This window comes from Spirochaetota bacterium (assembly GCA_035477215.1).
GTDB lineage: Bacteria > Spirochaetota > UBA4802 > UBA4802 > UBA5368 > MVZN01.
Map to the genome: position 1 here is coordinate 1 of DATIKU010000061.1, position 18,440 is coordinate 18,440.

The window sequence follows — 18,440 nt, forward strand, 5'->3', positions numbered from 1 at the left end:
AAGCCTTCCTCGGTGTTGGAGGCCTGCTGGTAGGTATAGCCGAACGAGAAGTCGACATCGTAGAAACCCGGCGTGTAGCCCGGGTGCGCTCCGAAGGGCTCCTCGGTGACGGCCACCACCTTGAAGGCCGGAAGGATGGTGCGCGACGGATCCTTGCCGATCGTCTCGCGGCTGACGATGCGCTCGCAGCTGACGATCACCTTCTTCGCCGCGTTCGCGCCCCACTTGCAGTCCCCGCCGATCCCCCACATCTGCGCGTTGCCGTCCTCGTCCGCCTGTTGGACGTGGATGATCGCCGTGTCGGGATTTAGCGCCGGGACCAGCATCACGGGACTGCCGTCGAACGGGGATTCGATCATCCGGTACTTGTTCTCGCCCATGAAGGACTTCACCCTCATGAGGTCGGTGCCCACCATGTCCTTCACCGGAACGAAGGGCATCCCGAGCGCCCCGGCCATGAGCATAAGCGGAAGCGAGAGATTGGTGTATTCCTCGAGCTCGATTTTGTGTGGAATACCTTTCTCAATCGAGCGGCGGTAACAGCGCGCGAGACCGTAGAGGCCAAGCGAAATGAAGGTGGCGATGAAGCGTTTGACGCACCCCGCCCCGATAAGCATGTCGAAATCGTCCGCGGCGTTGCTTCGCGTCACCGTGAGCTCCCGTTTTTTCTGGCGGATGATCTCGTGCACCGCGGCGAAGGGGGGGCGGCATATATACCCCCCTATGAAAAGAAAGTCCCCGTCGTTCACGAAGCGCTGGACCGCTTCGGACGTACTCATCACCTTGCTCATACTCCCTCCGATCTACACAGCGATGATGAAGCCGGGGGCGCGAATGCGCCCCCGGTATCGGTTACAGTTCGAACTCGGTCCGGCTTATGATCTCGTCCTGGGCGATCTCGGAAAGCCCCGTAAATTCCGCGGAATAGCCGCTGACGCGCACCACCAGGTCGCGGTGCTTTTCGGGCTCTTGCTGCGCCTCGCGCAGCGTTTCGCTGTCGAGCATGTTGAACTGGACCTGCACGCCGCCCTTTCCGAAATAGGCCCGGATCAGCGAGGCCAGGTTCTCGTTCGAGATCTTTTTCCCCTGGAAACGCATATTGAGATTTACTCCGTTATATGCTTTCGTAAGCGGGAGCTTCGTTATGGAGTTCATTAGCGCCGTCGGGCCCGATACGGCGTTTCCCGTGGTCGGCGTGATGCCGTTGCCAAGCACGTCTCCCGCGTAGCGCCCGTCGGACGTCGCGCCGGTGAACGCGCCGAAACTTATATGAAAGCCCACGGAGAATATCCCCGGCCAGAACCTTCCTCCGCGGAAGTTCGGATACCCAAAAACGACGTCGCAGTAATGGTCCATCACCCTCGCCGCCATCGCGTCGACATCGTCGTTATCGTTTCCGAACTTGGGCACGCGGTGCAGGAAGTGGGCGCGTTTTTCGTCGACGTCCTGCCAGTCGTCAGAGAGCCATGCGGCCAGGTCGGTTATTGAAAAGCGCTTCTCGTCGAACACCGTCGTCTTTACGGAGTACAGGCTGTCCGCGACGTTCGCGAAGCCCATCATCTGGACCCCGGTCGAGTTATACACCGCGCCGCCGCGCGTGAGGTCCAGCCCCTTCTCGAGGCAGCCGTCGATCATGGCGGAGGCGAATGGCGACGGAACCTTTTCGGCGATGGTGCGGTCGAGGATTTCCATCCCCCGCGTCATCTGTCCTATGAAATGGCGCATCTGCGCGTCATAGGCCTTCCAGACGTCGTCGAACGAGGTAAAGCCCGACGGCTCGCCGGTCTCGATCCCCGTGCGGTACCCGAAGACGTTGTCGATGCCGTTGGAGAGCGCAAGCTCGACGCACTTGATGCCGTTGAACTGCACCGCGAAGGTCGAGCCGAAGCTCTTGCCCTGGGCGTTGGCCTCGAGGCAGCCGACCACGCCGTAATCGCGCGCGTCCTCGACCGAATGCCCCGCGTCGACGAGCGAGCGCACGACCGCCTCGTCGTTGAAGAAGTGCACGAGCACCCCGTCGCGCGCGTACTCGACCGCCCGGTTTAAAAAATCGGCCGGCGGGTTCTTCGACAGGCGCACGCCGAAATTGGGCTGCACCGTGCGTACGTCCGCGTAGGCGTCAAGACCCATGTAACTCAACTCGTTCGTCGCGTCGGCGCCGTCCGGACCCATCCCGCCGACCGTTACGTTCTGCGTGGTCTTGCCCTCGGTGCCCTCGCCGCCCGGAATGAAGGCCTCCTCGAGCACGTTCCAGATTTCGTTGGTCTTGATAAAAAGCAGAGCCATGAGCTCGCGCGCCCCGTCGGGCGTGATGCGTCCCGCCGCGGCATCGGCCCTGTAGTACGGATAGAGCACCTGGTCGATCCTCCCGAGCGAAATGGAGTTCCCACCCGATTCTATCTGCGAGATCAGGTGAATGAAATACACGGACTGCACCGCCTCGTGGAAACTTCCGGCCGGATGTTCGGGCACCCTTTCGCAGACGCGGGCGATCTCCCGAAGCTCGGCCGCGCGCGCGGTATCGCGCTCCTTTTTGGACTGCGCCAACGCGGCGGCGGCATAGCGGCGCGCGAAGGATATTGCCGCGCCGCACGAACGGATCATCGCGTCGTACAACAGGCCCTTCTCGCCTTCACGCTCGGCGGGCGACAGCCGCTCCATCGCGGCCTTGGCGTCCGCGATGACGCCCGAAAGTCCCTTCGCCAGCACCCTCGAATGGTTCATCGTGAAGTGTCCGATACCGTAGGTAATCTCGAGCATCATGGTGAAGATGTACTTGTCCATGTCCGCGGAGACGTCCTCCGGCAGGAGCTCCTCCAGCCGGTTCTCCACGGTCTTCCCCTGCCAGAAGGGAAGGATCTTATCCGCCAGTTCCCTTTTTTCTTCGGCGGTGATGAGCGCGCGCTGCAGCATGCGGACGTCGAAGTTCTCAAGGTCCCCCTCGATCCAGCGGGACTTGTTCTCGGGAAAGAGCGGCGCGCCCTTCAGCTTCGAGGTGCGGCACCCGACGACAATCTCGTCATCCCGGATGATTACGCTGATGTTGTTCAGGATATGCTCCAGCGCGAGGCTCATCCGGGTGAGCGGGTGTTTGTCCCAGTGGAGCTTCATCGACTCGGTGAGATATCGGGCCCGCTCCACGCAGACCTCCTGGTTCGCGTCGATGATCCGCTGTCGGAGGCGCTCCACGCGGGAGGCCCCGACGGCCGCACGGATTGCGTGCTGTGTATTCATACAAGCCTCCTGTTCGTCGATGGTGGTGCGGACGGGCCGGTGGGATCGGTTTTATATGTTCGGCAAAGGGCCAGTCCGTACAGATACAATACGGCGGCAATCACGGAAAAGCCACCTTTTTATACCTTGATGTCCATGTGGTTCACCAGTATCGCGTCGCGCCACGCCCTCGGCAGGTAGTTGTTGAGCCACAGAAAGAAGGTGCTCATGAAATCGACCTGGTTGAAGATGGCGGGCTTTTCCGATTTGACCACCTTGAAGATCCTTTTCGCCGCGGCGTCCGGCGTCGGAGCGGTCTTGATGAGCTCGTCGTCGCGCGCGATGAAACGCCCCGCTCGTTCGCGATAGGGCGAACCCTCGGGCGGAAGCACGTGTATCTTCGCGGCGAAGGTGGTCGACACCTGCGCGGGCTCGATCAGCGCCACGCGTATGCCGAACGGCTCGACCTCGTAGCGGAGCGAGCACATGAGGCCGGTAATGGCGAATTTGCTCGCCGAATAAATCGACTCGAACGGAAACGGAATGCGCCCTACAAGCGACGACATCGCGATGAGTTTCCCCCTGCGCCGCTCCCTCATGGAGGGCAGGAAGGCCTGGAATATGGCCGAGGCGCCGATCACGTTGATTTCGAGGCATTTGAGTGCCTTCTCGAGGTCCGCCTCCTCGAAGGGACTGAAGAAGCCGATGCCCACGTTGGAAAGCACCGTGTCAACGCGGTTGAACCGCTCGAGCACGCGGTTACGAAAACGCAGAATGCCCTTGCGGTCAGTGATGTCCAGCGTTTCGAGATAATGGTCCCCGCCGATCGCGGCGAGTTCCTTTTCGAGCGACGCGATCCCCTTCTTATCTACATCGAACCCGGCGATGCTGTCCCCCGACGCGGCGAGCATCTTCGCCACCTCGCGCCCCATCCCATCGCCCAGCCCCGTGATCACCACTACCTGTTTCATTGCCCGCCCTCCTTTTTATCCACCGCTGTATTTGTTCGGCATGCCGTGCATACCTCCGACGACAGCCCCGCCGAGGCGGGGAGAACGACGATCATCGAGATGCGTTATTTCCTCGCGCGATACCACTCTCCCATCTGCTTCATGGAATCCCGGAAATCGGAATAGGCCATTTTGTAGCCCGCGGCCTTGAGCTTGGTGTTATCGACTACGTAGTCATCGTACAGATAGTTCACCGCGTCGTATTCCAGGTCGGGAATGCTTCCCTTCCGCGCGGCCTTGGCCCCGTCGATCTTCGCCGCTATCTTGACCAGCCACAGTGGAAGGTGAAGTTTCGGCGGCTTCGTTCCGAATGTCTTCGCGGCGAGGACGAGCGCCTCCTCGAGCGACGGGCAGTAGTCCTCGGCGATGTTATACGCCTGCCCCACCGCCGAGTCCAGGTACGACAGATGGTCCACCGCGCCTGCCACGTCCTCCGCGCGGATGTTCGAGAGAAGCTGTCTGCCGCTTCCGGGGATCGCGCTTATATCGGTCGGGCGCGAAAAGGCCTTGCCGGCGCCGTCGTTGCAGCGCGGCCCGTATACCGTGCAGGGGCGCGTGATGATGGCGGGAAGGCCTTCCTTTATCCTTCGCCATATCACGTCCTCGCCGTCGCGCTTGCTGCGGCCGTAGGAATCGGCCGGATCGCGCGGCCCGTCCTCCCTGAACGGCGTCCCCTTGTAATAACCGTAGACGCTGGTGGAGCCCACGTGCACGTAGCGCTTCACGCCGTGCTCGAGCGCCAGGCCGGTGATGCGATCGACCCCCAGGACATTGGTTGGATGCAGTTTTTCGTACGGCGTGGAAAAATTACAGATGGCGCCGAGGTGGAAGATGCGGTCCACCCCGCCCTCGAAGAGCGCCGGCAGTGTTTCCGGCTTTGTCAGGTCGGCGGGAACATATTCCACCCCGAGGCGGTCGAAGAAGGATGTATCCTTGCGGGGACGCGCCGTTGCCCGCACGCGTACTCCCTTTTTCGCAAGGTACTCGACCAGATGACTTCCCATAAAACCGGCCGCGCCGGTGACCAGCGTAATCCCGTTGAATTCCATGCGAACCTCCTCCCGGACTATAGGCGGGGGAAATTACACCTTCTGCAAAAGCGCATCCCCCGACTCTTTCTTTATCTCTTCCCGCGCGCGCCGCAGCCACGCGAGAAACATTTCGTTGAAGTTTACGCCGAGCTCGGCGAGCATGCGCACGTACACGCCCTGCCTGCGCCAGCGGGCCTGGTTTTTTACGCGGCGCTCGAGCTGCTCTTCGTACAGTTTTATCTGCTCGTCGATTATCGAAAGCGAACGCTCCGGATCGCCGAAGCCGAAAAAGGCGAACTTGAGCAAAAAAGGATCGCGAAGCAGCATGGCCCGCTCGGGCGAGTCCATCAGCCAGCGGGCGAATTCCGCGCGACCCTTCTCCGTTATGGAGTAACTCTTCTTATTGGGCCCGCCATCGTCGGAGGGAACGAACCCGCCCATGGAGATGAGCCCCTCGTCCTCGAGGTCGCGGAGGTTCGGGTAAATCTGACCGAAATTGATCGACCACATGTGGCCGAAGTTTTTCTCGATGTGCTCCTTGATACGGTAGCCGTGCATATCCGTGTAATGCAGCAGGCCGAGGATCGCGTATTTGATCGACATTTATTACCTCGATTCCATCACCATAATAGACTAAGTGTAAATCTTGGAGATATCGGCCTCTTCCTGCCGCACCCGGGGGGAAGCCCCGCCACATCCTCCAGATTAAACAACAATCTCACTATATATAATCTATATATATTATATATATAGTGTCAAGTGCTATTTTATTTTTTTTGTAGAAACGGAGTACTTTGCCAGAGGGATTATTTATAAAGAATCTGAGGCTGAACAGAAAGAGTTCGAAATACCGCCTCGAGTCGTGTGGACGAATGCCGCTGCTCCAGGCGGGCAAGCCCCCCTGGAATGCTGAAAGCCGTCTATTCACCTGCGTAAATCGTAGTCACATAGAGCAAAGAATCACCCTGATCCTATGGAAATTGGGAACGTATACAGGTTCCCTTCAGATAATCATTGAAGGCGAGGTTGCCTAACGACCCAAAGGCCGTTTTCGTACTGAACCGCGGTTTCCTTCCTTCTGCGGCGTTCCATGTAAAAGAATAGCACCACGGGTTTATGGGAATTGAGAAACTGAAGCGCTTCTGTTTCTGTAATAATATTAAAGGCCCACCAGACGGCCATTTCGGCCACGTATTCATTTATACTCCCGTCCCAGTAATAGGGTTGCCTGTCTTCATCGTGCGCACGCGCTCCCGACGATGTCGCCGGGACGACTATCTCAATATAATTTGAAGGAGCAAAATCGGCATATCCCTGGTATCGGGTAAAAAGCTCGTACCTCTGCCCGAGCGACTGCCATCCATCCATTCGATTGCCCGTGGTCGACAGGCCGAACGGAGACCTTAGAAGCCCGATCATGCGTGCCTCTTCCTCTTTCTCGAGGACGTACTCGTTTAATCGTTTATCAATCACAGGTCCGCCGCTCATATGCCGCATTGTACATTCCCAAACTTCGCCTTCAAGCATTATTCCAGACACTGATTTTTGACAAATTGCTTTCTCCTTTCCTGGTTAAAGCCATCAATTCGGTGCGGCGCTCGGATGTGCCGGTGGGATTGCAGATTTTTGAAGTGAACCAGGTTAATCCGGCATGGAACGGGTGTATTCACTATTAAGAAAAAGCCCGTCGACATCGACGGGCTTTTTCTTTTTCCTGTTGTAGGCGGTTTCGGGTGTAACCACCCGCGGCGGCGGTGTGTCCAGACGTATCCCGGTTCTGATAGTTTTCAGAAGGCTTTTCTTTTTATTCTTCTTCTTTTTCATAGCTTCCACCGGAACATCATTCTGTCGCTCAAAGATGCTTTCCTGTCAATGATTATTCCTACCGTATCTGTGAACTGCACAGCAAATTATCACTTCTGAAAAGAATCCCCGTCTTATACGTTCCCATGTACGGGTCCGCCTGCTATTGAGCGGGATTATTGCATAATGTTACGGCTTTACGGCAATCGCTTCAATCTCGATAAGGGCGTTTTTCGGTAGGTTTGCGACCTCGTAAGCCGCCCTTGCCGGATAGTCCCCGTTGAATTGCAGGGCGTACACCTCGTTGACAGCGGCGAAATCACCGATATTTTTCAACAAAACCGTAGTTTTCACCACATGTTCGAATCCCAGGCCTGCCTCCTGGAGTATTGCCTTCATGTTTTTAAATACCTGCTCCGCCTGTTCGGCGGCGGTGGCCCCGATCATCTCCATGCTCACCGGATCGAGTGGTATCTGGCCCGAAATAAACAGAAGGTTTCCCGCCAGAACGGCCTGTGAATACGGACCTATCGCCCCGGGTGCTTTATCGCTGGCGATTATCTTTTTCATTGGAACACCTCGCGTATCATTAATGAATTTGTTTCTTGATCGCGCCGTATGATCATTGCCTTTTCTTGCGCGAAAAGAAATTTTCGACATCAAGGGTGTTATCGAAATCGTCGTCGGTGAAATCGGCGTTTCAAAATATACCATTTATCGCTACCTGCGGTAAGCGAAAAACGCACGGTGAAACTTAGGGAAACGGCGTACCGTCCGCCATCTACAGTCTGTCCATGATCCACTGAAGTTTCCCTTTTTTCAGGGTAATTGCCGCCTCGGGGCATATTTCCATGCAGCAGTAACATCTGATACACATGTCATAATCGTAGCGGGGCACCCGCGCTGCACCCTCCGCTTTATCGATCGCTCCCGCCGGGCATATGCTATTACACTGATAGCAAAGGGTGCAACGCTCCGCGGATGGAACGGGCCGTTCCACACAGAGATTTTTGACCGCATTGAATTTGAGCACACCGTCCTGCAGCCTGGACGAAAAGCTCCTCCCGGGGGCCTTGAAATCCCGTACGGTCATGTCTTCCGGTGATTGTCCCGCAATCTCAATGTCTTCCAGATTGCCGGCGCCAAGGCCCCGGGTAACGGCGGAGCTGATGGTCACGATCTTTGACACATCCATGCCGGTGAGATGTGCGACGACTCGGTCAACAGCCACCGCATCGGTGCCCGCAATCACCATATCAAGCCTGCGCGGGGTACCGCCCGGCCCCGGACCTTCTCCTTCCATGCCGACAATCCCGTCGACAAGGTGAATAATCCGCCTGCCGTCACCGAATAGACCCTTTATCGCACCGTAAAAATCGAGTATGAACTCCGGGAACTCTTCCCTGGTCTTCGCCCGCATGTGCCATTGCGATTTCGCCTTCCCCGGTATCGTACCGAAGAGGTTCTTGACCGCACAGGTGAGGCAGGTTATGGCATGAGTTTTTATTTTCGGAAGATTCAACAGCACGTCAGCCTCCAGCAGGGTCTTCGCCACCTCGAAACGTTTGAACTTCCTTCCCGAGTTATTGGCTATTACGGCGACCGATCTATTGTCCCAGACCTCTATCCGCTCTTCCGCTATAATCCTGTCGTATCCTGTTTTAGCGGCGACTTTTTCGAGGCTTTGAAATGCGGGAGACTCCACCAGCACCGGCACCCCTCCGTGGTCTTTCACCATGCGCACCGCGGCGGCGAAGAATGCCGGGTGCGTGACAACGGCCTTTTCCGGAGCGCTCGCATTCAGCATGTTCGGCTTTAGCGCTACTCGCGCACCGCGGAAATCCTCAGCCTTGAAGCCCACATCGTCAAGGGCCCTGATAAATATTTCATTTAATACGCGCTCATCATATTCGGCACAACTGTAAATGGAAACCCTGGTCATCGGCATTATTTCCCCATTCGCGCGGCCTGCAAAACCCTGACCTCTCTGGCTACAAGGTACGGCCGGGTGTCGCCGCCCGGATTGTTGACAAAAAGGGCACGCACCATGACCATGTTTCCGTTTGAAACGCCGGGTACATCCTTTTCGCAGTATATGTCCGCTATTCCTGAAAAAGTATTCGCCCCATCATGCCCCGTCATCAGATTGAAAAGAAGCCTTCCATCCTTCCTGCTAACGTTGGCCGCCCTCCCGGTCCATTCCACGGCGAATCCCCGGTAGAGGTAAGGCCTGCCGGCGACATCTTCAAACGCGATGGCGTCATACGCCCTGTCCTCCACGGTAAGCGTGTATTTACTCAAAAACTCGGCCCGCTCCTTGACCGAAAACGCGGCATTGCTGTTCAGTATTTTATTAATCATAATAAGAGCCTCGTTGTGCCGATTTTTCTTGAGCAGCGCGCGGGCATTGTTGAAATCGGCCACGACCTCTTCGTTGGAGTAGTAGAATACGCGCGCGCGCTCCCTGCGTATCTTATCTATCAGGTCGTGCCGGCTGCCGTCTATCGTCACCATGTCTACAGGTGTCGAGCCGGTAAAATTTCCGACTGTTTTAAAATCGAATAAACCGATCAGCCCGTCTCTGTACAGAAACGCCGTCGAAAAGATTACGAGCAGAGCGATTGAAAACGCGGCGACGACCAGCATTCTCGTCGAAATACGATGTCGGCTCATTCCATTAAAAGCGCCCAGCGCCCTGCGGTTATTTTTCGTCGGGTGTTCGAGCGGAACAAAATCGAGAAGCCGGGCCTTGCGCTGGAATGTGGCAAAATCACCCGCCCGGCGGATGGACGCGATGGCCCGCGCGATATGGCGATCCCCGGGAAAACGCTGCAAGGCATCGATATATCGTGCGAGCGCGGAAACCGTGTTTTCCGCGCTTTTTAAAAAAAGGAAAAGCTCGAGGCGCACGAGCGGGGGATACTGCTGATCGATTGAGCGGAGCTTCCTTAAAACGGGCTCTATTCTGCCGATCGCCCCCGACTGGAGATACTCAACCGCGAGCAGGAATAAAGCATACGGGTCCGAGTGGGAAGCGGCGGTTATTCTTTCGAGAATGAGCACGGCGTCATCATGTCGCCCGGAACTGGCGAGACGGTACGCCTCTTTCAGCAGGGGGTTTTTCGTATTCACTCAATGCCAACGGGTATCAATAGTATATGGGCGAGCGCCCGGCGGCCTTTGTCGGCCACGGTTTATCGCCGCCTGCGGAACAGATCGTTCAGCTCGTCGAGGATGGAAACATTGTCGTCTCTGCTTTTACCGATGATGTACCCGATCAGTACGAACAGGACTATGAGGAGCGTTTTTATGATCCCAATGGTAAACAGCAACACTCCAAACAGAAAACCCGCGAATGCGCCCGCGGCCTTCCCCGGATTCCGCCCGATCCATTCGCCGGCCGCTCCCAGAAAGCTCATTATTGTTTTACCCTCTCTACATATTCGCCGGTGCGGGTGTCCACCTTGATGGTATCGGATTCGTTTACGAACAGCGGGACCTGGATCATGGCTCCAGTCTCGACCTTCACCGGCTTGGTGACATTGGTCGCCGTGTCGCCCTTGACGCCCGGCTCCGCATAAACGACCTTCAGGCTGACGAACGTGGGAGGTTCGATATTGATCGGTTTATCCTCGTAAATCGAGATATCCACCGTGTCCCCTTCCCTGATGTAATCGAGAATATTGCCGACGTATGTCTTGGCGACGGAATCCTGCTCGTAGCTTTCGGTATCCATAAAAACGAGCGAATCGCCCTCATCATAGAGATACTGCATCTTCTTTGTTTCGATTCGAACGTCCTCGACCTTCTCGCCGCCCCTGAATGTCTTGTCGACGATCGAACCCTTCATTATCGAACGCAGTTTTGTACGGACGAAAGCCGCTCCACGGGCCGGTTTAACATGCTGATACTCGACAACCGAATACAGGTTGCCGTCCAGCTTGATGACCATTCCCCTTTTAAAATCGTTGCTCGTGATCATGGAGTACTCCTCACACTATATGAATATCTTTGGATGATTTCGTCAGTATTTCGGAGCCTTCGCCGGTAACAAGCACCACGTCTTCTATCCGAACACCGCCTTTGCCCGGGATATAGATGCCCGGCTCCACCGTTATCACCATATTTTTCCTCAGTTTTGTCCGCCCGCCCGACTTCACCGCCGGTATTTCATGGACTTCCATGCCGACACCATGCCCCAGCGAGTGCCCGAAGGCATCCTCATAGCCGGCCGCCCCGATCGAACTGCGCGCCACCGAATCGAGCGTCCCACAGCTTATTCCCGGCCTTACCGCCTCTATGGCGCGTTCCTGCGCTTCCCTTACGATTCCGTATATTTTGCTCAAATCTTCATCAACGCTATTGATGAAGATGGTTCTTGTCAAGTCTGAATTATAGCCATCATACTCGCATCCCATGTCTATGAGCAGCGCGTCGCCCTTTTCCAACTTTTTTGTCATGGAGGTTAAATAGTGTGGCATTGATGAGCCCGCGCCGGAGGCGACGATGCTGTCAAACGAGGTTTTCCTGCAACCATTTTTCCTGTAAAAGTACTCTATCTCTACCGACAGGTCCCATTCCAGCATGCCCGCTTTCGCCATCGAAAGAATATGCTTAAAGCACCGGTCGGACAGATCGACCGCCGCCCTGATCGTTTCAATTTCTCCCGGCTCCTTTGCCATTCGGAGCTCGTTGACCGGACTGCCCCCTTCCCTCAGGTCAACCTGATGGAGCGCCTTTTTAAGTGCGCAATACTGTGAAAGCGTTGTGGTGTGATCTTCCAGGAAGAGCCTGCCGCGGCGACTTCGCCTGATGATCCCTGAAATGGTCTTTACGGCCGTCCCGCGCATGAGGACGAACTCCATCCCCGAGGGTATAATCGAGCGTGCATATTCTTCATAACGGGAATCTGATATAAAATAATCCCCGTCAGCATCCAGGAGAAGGAGGGCTGAAGAACCAATGAAACCCGTCAGGTAGCGGATATTTACCAGATCCTGTACCAGGAACGGGAATTTATCCTCACGTTCAAACCGCTTTCGCAGAATATCGAGCTTCATCCAGTCGGCCGTTCCTTCCGCATATGATCGAGCAGCGCCAGCAGTCCGGCAATATAAGAATAAGGGCCGAAACCGCAAACCTGCCCCACGCACACCGGGGCGATCATCGAATGCCTGCGAAACTCCTCGCGTGCATGAATATTCGAGAGGTGAACTTCCACCGTCGGCACCCTGACCGCCGATATCGCGTCCCTGATGGCGATCGAGGTATGCGTATACGCTCCGGGATTGATGACGATGCCGTCAAAATCGCGGACCACATGAATGTGATTGATAATTTCACCTTCTATGTTGGACTGGAAAAACTCAACAGAGGCTCCGCCCGGCGCGGCTGCGTTTTCGATTGCGGAATTAATTGCGTCGAGTGTCGCTCCTCCGTATATGCCCACCTCACGGTCCCCAAGCAGATTGAGGTTCGGACCGTTTATGACCGCTATCCTCATTTTGCCCATTTGCAGCCTCCTTTCAGCCAGCTGTCTGAAGCATCTTAACCGCCGCAAGCCGGCAGCAACCGCCCTCTCTGCGGCATGTGACATTGCCTGTCGCCAATGGCGCGGCATGCCTATTTGGAAAAATTGAGATATTCGGCGAGATTCTCGGCCTGCGCCTTCATCACCGCATTTTCGGGGCCCGCCTCTATTTCTTTGAGCAGTTCTTCAGCCCTCGCGCGATTTGCGCCTTCGCTCATCAACAGGGCCAGGTTTATTCTCGCTTTCATGGCGAACGAGTTTTCGGGATCGGATGTATCAATCAACCGCTGGAAATGTCCCGCGGCGATACGTGCGTTTTTGTGGTGATGCAGGCTTATTATCCCCAGGAAAAAAAGCGCCTCCTCGCGGTACTCACTCTCTGTCGCCGCAAGCCTGCCGAAAAAATAACTCGACTTCGTATACTGTTGCTGTTCGAAATATATTTTTCCGGACAGGTAATTCAGCAGCGGATCATTACCCGAATATTTTGTGAGATGTGAAGAGTACACGGCGAAATTTTTTAAATCGCCTTTCAAATAATAATAGAACAGGGCTTCCTTAACGACCGTTTCGCCCGCCGGGTGTCCGAGTATGTTCCGGATGCCCGATCTGGTCATTTCCACGGCTTCTTCGATCTTCCCCGTTCGGAACATCGCGACGATTCGGAGGATCAGCTTCCTGTCGGCGTGCTTTTCGGATTTGATCTCGTCGAGAAGCGTGAGTGCTTCTCCGTATTTCCGATTATTCCCGTGTATCTCCGCCATTTCAATACGGGCGTCATCCCTGAAGGCCGAATCCGGGCAGTCCGCGATCACTTTCGCAAAATAGTCGAAGGCCACATCCTCTTTTCCCTCGGAGATATAATATTTTCCGAGAATATACAGGGACTCTGCATACTGATCCGATCCCTTGTGGAGGAGCGCGGGAACGGCCTGGGCCGTCCAGATGTCGCCCGCTTTCAGCGCGCTTTTAGCCAGTATCAATCGGTCATCGTCTTCAAGATCCCCGGATGATAATGGCAGCAGTGTCTTGTACGACATTTCGAGGTTTTTCTCATTAAAGTACGCGCGCCCAAGGTATAGCGAGAACTGTATCGACGCGTTTTTGTCAAGCTCCGGCATGGTCTCGTCTCCGGCGATCGAGATGATCTCCCGGTAACGTTTAAGGCGGGAAAGAGAATCCACGCGGCCTAAAAGCGCGTCCTGCGCCCTTTCCCTCGCGGGCACCGCCAGGTATTGCCGGTAAAACTGTTCTGCACGGGAGTAGTCACCCGCCACATAGCTCTCCGTGGCCCAGGCGAACATGATCCTGCCGGCGCTGTCGGACTTCGGGTGGGTGTTAACGACAAACTGCAGATACCGCGCGGGATTTCCGCCTTTGAGGGCGAGCGCCTGCGCGAACGCATAGAGGGCTTTTTCCGCTCCCTCCTGCCTGGGATAACCGGACTGTATAAGCTGGGCCGTCTTTTCCGCATTTTTGATGTCCGATGCGCTGATATAGAGTTCAAGAAGCCGTACCAGTGCGTCGTATCTCTTTTCCGCTCCGGTAGTCGAGATGTATCTGTTGAGCAGTTCGACTGCCTGGATGTACTCATTCTTCATCGCGTGCGCGAGCCCGAGATAATAGACCGCCTCGCGAAGGTAGGGGGATGATGGGTTGATTGATTGTATCCTGTTAAATCCGTCGATCGCGGCCACGGGATCGTTACGCTCCAGCGCAACGCGCGCTATTAGGAACTGCACCTGGTCGTTTCCCTCGTTTTCGGGGTATGTATTGATCAGCATGGAAAGAATCCTTTCGGCATCCTCGTAGCGCCTAACATCGACATATACCCTGGCCAGGAGCGACAGGGCGTCGCGCTGTTCCTCCTGATCGGGAAGGGAGACTGCGTCTTCCAGATATGGAATCGCCTCGACCGGGTTTCGCTCAAGGTGTATCCGGCTCAGTACGAGGGCCGCGCGGCTTCGGAGCGCCATCACCTTTGTGGAATTACGCACCTCCTCCAGAAGCTCGGTCCCCTCTTTCTCGTTGTTCTGGCGTATAAAAATGCTGCCGAGTTCATATTTCCCGTGATAGTACCATTCGGAAGATTTGCCGATAAGGAGAAACGATTCCAGGAAGGATTTCGCCGAGTAGGCGTCGCCGAGAGCGATAGACGACATGGCCTTAAAATACTGTGCGTCACAGTATGGCGACTCTCTGAGCATAATTTCGGGGATGCCGTATAAGGCTTTCAGCGCCTCGCGGTGGCGGCCCTTTATCTGGTATATCCTGCCGATGATCATGCGCGCCTGGGCTTCGTGAGTTTTGTCACTCTTCGTCGAGATGAGCGATTCGAGCAGTTCGAGGGCCTTGTCATAATCCTCGTTGAGGAAGAGGGCCCGCCCGATCCAAACCACCCGCTGGCTGTTCTGCGAAACATTCGTATTGCGGTTGATGGCCTCCTTCCATTCTATCACGGCCTCGTCGTAGCGCGCCTGCATAAAGTAGATCTCCCCTATCCTGTCCAGGGCGGCCACCGTGAGCATTTCGTTCCTGCTTTTCGCGATGAATCGCTTGAATTCCTCGATGGCCCTAATGTAATTTTTAAGGAAGAAGTTCGATTCCGCGATCCAGTAACGCGATTCATGGCAGAGGTCCTGGGCCGTACAGATGAGGAGGAAACGGTTGAATTCGAAAATCGCGTCCTTATATTTTTTCTGGTTGAAGATCGAAAGGGCCAGATAATACCAAGCCCGGTCCCGGTACTCGGCACCGTCCCCCGAATCGATTATCTTCCTGAACAGCAGCTCGGACGATCCGTAATTGCCGGCCTTGAAGGCCTCCGTTCCCTGTTCGTAAAGGGACTGCAAGCCCCTCATCGACGCGTCGGATACGCCTACCGAAAGGGCCAGGACCGTGATGGCGAGTATTGCGCGCAATGGTCTCATTATGAAAGTATGCCTCTCCGGATTCCGTCAAGCGCGTACTGGGAGGAAAACTGTCGAACCCTTTCCCTGTCGCCCGTGATATTTCTTGTAAAGGTTTTAGCCGTCCCGACGGTGGCGATGGCGAAGCAGACCGTACCTACCGGCTTCGCCTCCGTTCCGCCCCCTGGCCCCGCGATACCGGTAACGGCGACGGCCATGTCCGCGGCAAAACGCCGCAAAGCGCCGTGCGCCATTTCGAGCGCGGTCTCCTCGCTCACCGCGCCGTAAGTATCCAGTACCTCCGCCGAAACATCAAGCAAATTACGTTTCGCCTCGTTTGAATAGGCGACGACGCCTCCCTTAAAAACACGCGAGGATCCCGGCACATCGGTGATCCTCTGCGCAATAAGCCCTCCCGTGCAGGATTCCGCGGTCGCCGCGGAAATCCCGCTGGCTTCAAGCAGGCGCACCATATCCTCCTCAATGTTTTTTGAGGAAAGGGCGAGCATTTTATTGCCGAACGTACGCTTAGCCTCCGCGATTATCAAGTCCTTCGGTAACGGGTCCTCGGCGCGGCTGACAAAGCCAACCGTGTTCATCCCCGGGGAGGTAGTGATTCCCCAGTCAATCGAGTCGAAAGGAAGCGCCATCTTCTTTATCTGGTCGTTGACCTCCGCCTCGCGCATAAGTACGACGCGCAGGGTCAATGAGTCGCGACCCGAACCAGGATAAAGCAAGTGCAGGTGGGGCATCACCCTTTTTTCGAACATCGGCCTCAATTCGTGGGGGACGCCCGGCATCGCCACCAGGATTTTTCCTCTATAGTCTATCGCAAAACCCGGCGCCAAGCCTGTTTCGTTCTCGAAGACGATGGAGCCCGCGGGCACCGTCACCATCTTGACGTCGCCGGGAAGCATTTCCCTTCCCATGCTATTAAAAAAGAATTCCACCCGCCGCAGGGCCGGCTCGTTGACAGTGGACTTAACACCGCAATGTGCGCCTACGACTTCCATGGTTCGGTCGTCGTCGGTCGGTCCGAGCCCGCCTGACATGATAACGATGTCCGCCTCGCAGAGCGCCGTGTTTATTGTGCGGCGCAGGTCTTCCACGACATCGCCGACCGCGTGGTGCGAAACCACGGTGAAGGCCGTCGGGAAGAGGCACGCGCTTATAAACGCCGCGTTCGAGTCCTGTACCCTTCCGTATACGAGCTCGCTTCCGGTGGAGATTATCGAAACGCGCTTCATTGCCGCAACCTACATGCGCTCCGGAGCGGAGACACCGAGGAGCCTCAGCCCGTTTTTCATGACGATGCGCACGCAGTCGCACAGCGCCAGGTTCGTGTTGGCCTCGGACCCATCTTCTGAAAGCACACGGTGCTCGGCATAAAACCTGTGATATGCCTGGGCCAGCCGCATGAGAAAGGTCGCGATGCGATGCGGCTCGAACGCGCCGGCCGCGTCAGCTATCTCCTCCGGAAAACGCGCAAGGAGCTTGAGGAGGGCGAGCGCCTCCGGGTTCCTGAGGTGCACGGTGTCTCTTTTGCCGGGGTCATGGCGAAAGCCCCGTTTTTCGGCCTCCCTAAAAATGGAACAAATTCGTGCGTGCGCGTATTGCAGATAAAATACCGGATTTTCCGAGCTCTGCCGCTTTGCCAGGGCGAGGTCGAAGTCGAGATGACTCTCGGTTGATCGCATGGTGAAGAAATAGCGCGCGACATCCCCGCCGATCTCGTCAAGGAGTTCGCTCATCGTGGAGAACCTGCCCAGCCTCTTGGACATCTTAACCATCTCTCCTTCCATTACCAGGTTTACCTGCTGCGCGATGAGCACCCTGAAGGCGCCCTCGGGGCACCCCAGGGCCTTCATGGCCCCGGCCAGCCGGGCGATGTAGCCGTGGTGATCCGGGCCCCAGATGTCGATAATCAGGTCGTAGCCCCGGTCCTTTTTATTCCGGTGATAGGCTATATCCGCCAGCAGGTATGTGGGCCTCCCGTCGTCACGCATAACCACGCGGTCCTTGTCGTCACCGTATTCGGTGGAGCGGAAAACCTTTTTACCCTCCTCCTCGTATATAACGCCCAGTTTCTCGAGTATTCCGAACGTTTCCCCCACGCTGCCGTCCGCATGTAAAAGGCTTTCTTTGAACCAGCGCTTGAAATTAACGTTGAATCTTTCGAGATCGCGCCTCTGCCCGCTCACGTTGTATTCCACGGCCTTGCGCGCCATCAATTCTATGAGCGCGTCCTCGCCGGCGGCCGACCGCACTTCACTTTCAAAATTCCCCCGTATGAACGCCGCTATGTCGCGTATGTATTCGCCATGGTATCCGTCTTCCGGAAATTCCACGCTCTCCCCCTCGAGCTCCCGGTATCTGCACAACACCGATCGCCCGAGCAGTAAAACCTGGTTGCCGTAATCGTTGATATAGAACTCGCGGTCCACGTTCTCTCCGCAGGCCTCGAGCAGATTGGCGAGCGTGTCCCCGACGGCCGCCGCGCGCGCCGATACGATATTCAGCGGGCCCGTCGGATTGGCCGACACAAACTCTATGCTGATGCGCCTCGGGTTTTTCTTTTCCTGCTTTCCATAGCGGTCGCGTTCGGTTAGAATCTCCTCCATTTGACGATAGAGTAATTCCTGGTTAAGGAATATATTAATGAAGCCCGGTTTCGTAACCTCGACCGCGCCGGCGAGTTCGCTGCGTTCGATATACCCTTTCAACACGGCGCCGATTTCGAGGGGCGAGCGCTTCAGCACGCGCGCCGATTCCATCGCTATCGGTGTTGAGTAATCGCCGAACTTTTCCTCCCTTGGGTATTCTATTTTCGGGACGGGCAGATCCCCGGAACCGAGCGCTCCGTCGGCCACGGCCTGTCGAAGCGCGGTTTCGACCACCTCGGCGATCTTATCTTTGACGTTCAAACTCATACCTCTCAAACTGT

General features: G+C 56.1%; 17 protein-coding genes. All 17 read right to left on the reverse strand.

Going from position 1 to position 18,440, the window contains the following annotated elements; genetic code table 11:
* Positions 1-791, reverse strand: a 791-nt coding sequence (locus VLM75_15865; protein HSV98396.1) for a CoA-transferase, incomplete at its 3' end; no start/stop codon positions are given.
* 61 nt (positions 792-852) lie between these two features.
* Positions 853-3,234, reverse strand: coding sequence for a formate C-acetyltransferase/glycerol dehydratase family glycyl radical enzyme (locus VLM75_15870; GenBank protein ID HSV98397.1), 2,382 nt, complete (start codon positions 3,232-3,234; stop codon positions 853-855).
* A gap of 119 nt (positions 3,235-3,353) precedes the next feature.
* Complete coding sequence (locus VLM75_15875; GenBank protein ID HSV98398.1) at positions 3,354-4,184, reverse strand: SDR family NAD(P)-dependent oxidoreductase; 831 nt, start codon at positions 4,182-4,184, stop codon at positions 3,354-3,356.
* A 104-nt stretch (positions 4,185-4,288) separates the two neighbouring features.
* Positions 4,289-5,272: an NAD-dependent epimerase/dehydratase family protein gene (locus tag VLM75_15880; GenBank protein HSV98399.1), complete on the reverse strand. Its 984-nt coding sequence runs from the start codon at positions 5,270-5,272 to the stop codon at positions 4,289-4,291.
* A gap of 33 nt (positions 5,273-5,305) precedes the next feature.
* Entirely contained in the window at positions 5,306-5,857 is a 552-nt protein-coding gene (locus VLM75_15885; GenBank protein HSV98400.1) for a PadR family transcriptional regulator, read from the reverse strand.
* Positions 5,858-6,265: 408 nt separating this feature from the next.
* Positions 6,266-6,727, reverse strand: coding sequence for a hypothetical protein (locus VLM75_15890; GenBank protein ID HSV98401.1), 462 nt, complete (start codon positions 6,725-6,727; stop codon positions 6,266-6,268).
* A gap of 168 nt (positions 6,728-6,895) precedes the next feature.
* Positions 6,896-7,078: a hypothetical protein gene (locus VLM75_15895; GenBank protein HSV98402.1), complete on the reverse strand. Its 183-nt coding sequence runs from the start codon at positions 7,076-7,078 to the stop codon at positions 6,896-6,898.
* Between the two features lie 168 nt (positions 7,079-7,246).
* Positions 7,247-7,627, reverse strand: a complete 381-nt coding sequence (locus tag VLM75_15900) for a RidA family protein (protein ID HSV98403.1) — start codon at positions 7,625-7,627, stop codon at positions 7,247-7,249.
* A 211-nt stretch (positions 7,628-7,838) separates the two neighbouring features.
* Positions 7,839-9,005, reverse strand: a complete 1,167-nt coding sequence (locus tag VLM75_15905) for a DUF362 domain-containing protein (protein HSV98404.1) — start codon at positions 9,003-9,005, stop codon at positions 7,839-7,841.
* Entirely contained in the window at positions 9,005-10,189 is a 1,185-nt protein-coding gene (locus VLM75_15910; GenBank protein HSV98405.1) for a hypothetical protein, read from the reverse strand. Before VLM75_15910 ends, VLM75_15905 begins: the two co-directional genes overlap by 1 nt.
* Positions 10,190-10,251: 62 nt before the next feature.
* Positions 10,252-10,476: a DUF2273 domain-containing protein gene (locus tag VLM75_15915; GenBank protein ID HSV98406.1), complete on the reverse strand. Its 225-nt coding sequence runs from the start codon at positions 10,474-10,476 to the stop codon at positions 10,252-10,254.
* Positions 10,476-11,039 carry an elongation factor P gene (efp, locus tag VLM75_15920; GenBank protein ID HSV98407.1) on the reverse strand — a complete coding sequence of 188 codons (564 nt, stop codon included), beginning with the start codon at positions 11,037-11,039 and terminating at the stop codon, positions 10,476-10,478. Before efp ends, VLM75_15915 begins: the two co-directional genes overlap by 1 nt.
* 10 nt (positions 11,040-11,049) lie before the next feature.
* On the reverse strand, positions 11,050-12,117 hold the full coding sequence (locus tag VLM75_15925; protein ID HSV98408.1) for an aminopeptidase P family protein: 1,068 nt from the start codon (positions 12,115-12,117) through the stop codon (positions 11,050-11,052).
* Positions 12,114-12,560 (reverse strand): type II 3-dehydroquinate dehydratase, encoded by a 447-nt coding sequence (aroQ, locus tag VLM75_15930; GenBank protein ID HSV98409.1) that lies wholly within the window; start codon positions 12,558-12,560, stop codon positions 12,114-12,116. The genes VLM75_15925 and aroQ overlap by 4 nt, the downstream gene beginning before the upstream one ends.
* A 119-nt stretch (positions 12,561-12,679) precedes the next feature.
* Entirely contained in the window at positions 12,680-15,517 is a 2,838-nt protein-coding gene (locus VLM75_15935; GenBank protein ID HSV98410.1) for a tetratricopeptide repeat protein, read from the reverse strand.
* Positions 15,517-16,743, reverse strand: coding sequence for a CinA family nicotinamide mononucleotide deamidase-related protein (locus VLM75_15940; protein HSV98411.1), 1,227 nt, complete (start codon positions 16,741-16,743; stop codon positions 15,517-15,519). The genes VLM75_15935 and VLM75_15940 overlap by 1 nt, the downstream gene beginning before the upstream one ends.
* A gap of 9 nt (positions 16,744-16,752) precedes the next feature.
* A complete protein-coding gene (gene argS / locus VLM75_15945; protein ID HSV98412.1) occupies positions 16,753-18,426 on the reverse strand; it encodes an arginine--tRNA ligase in 1,674 nt (557 codons plus the stop codon).
* Positions 18,427-18,440: the final 14 nt, after the last annotated feature.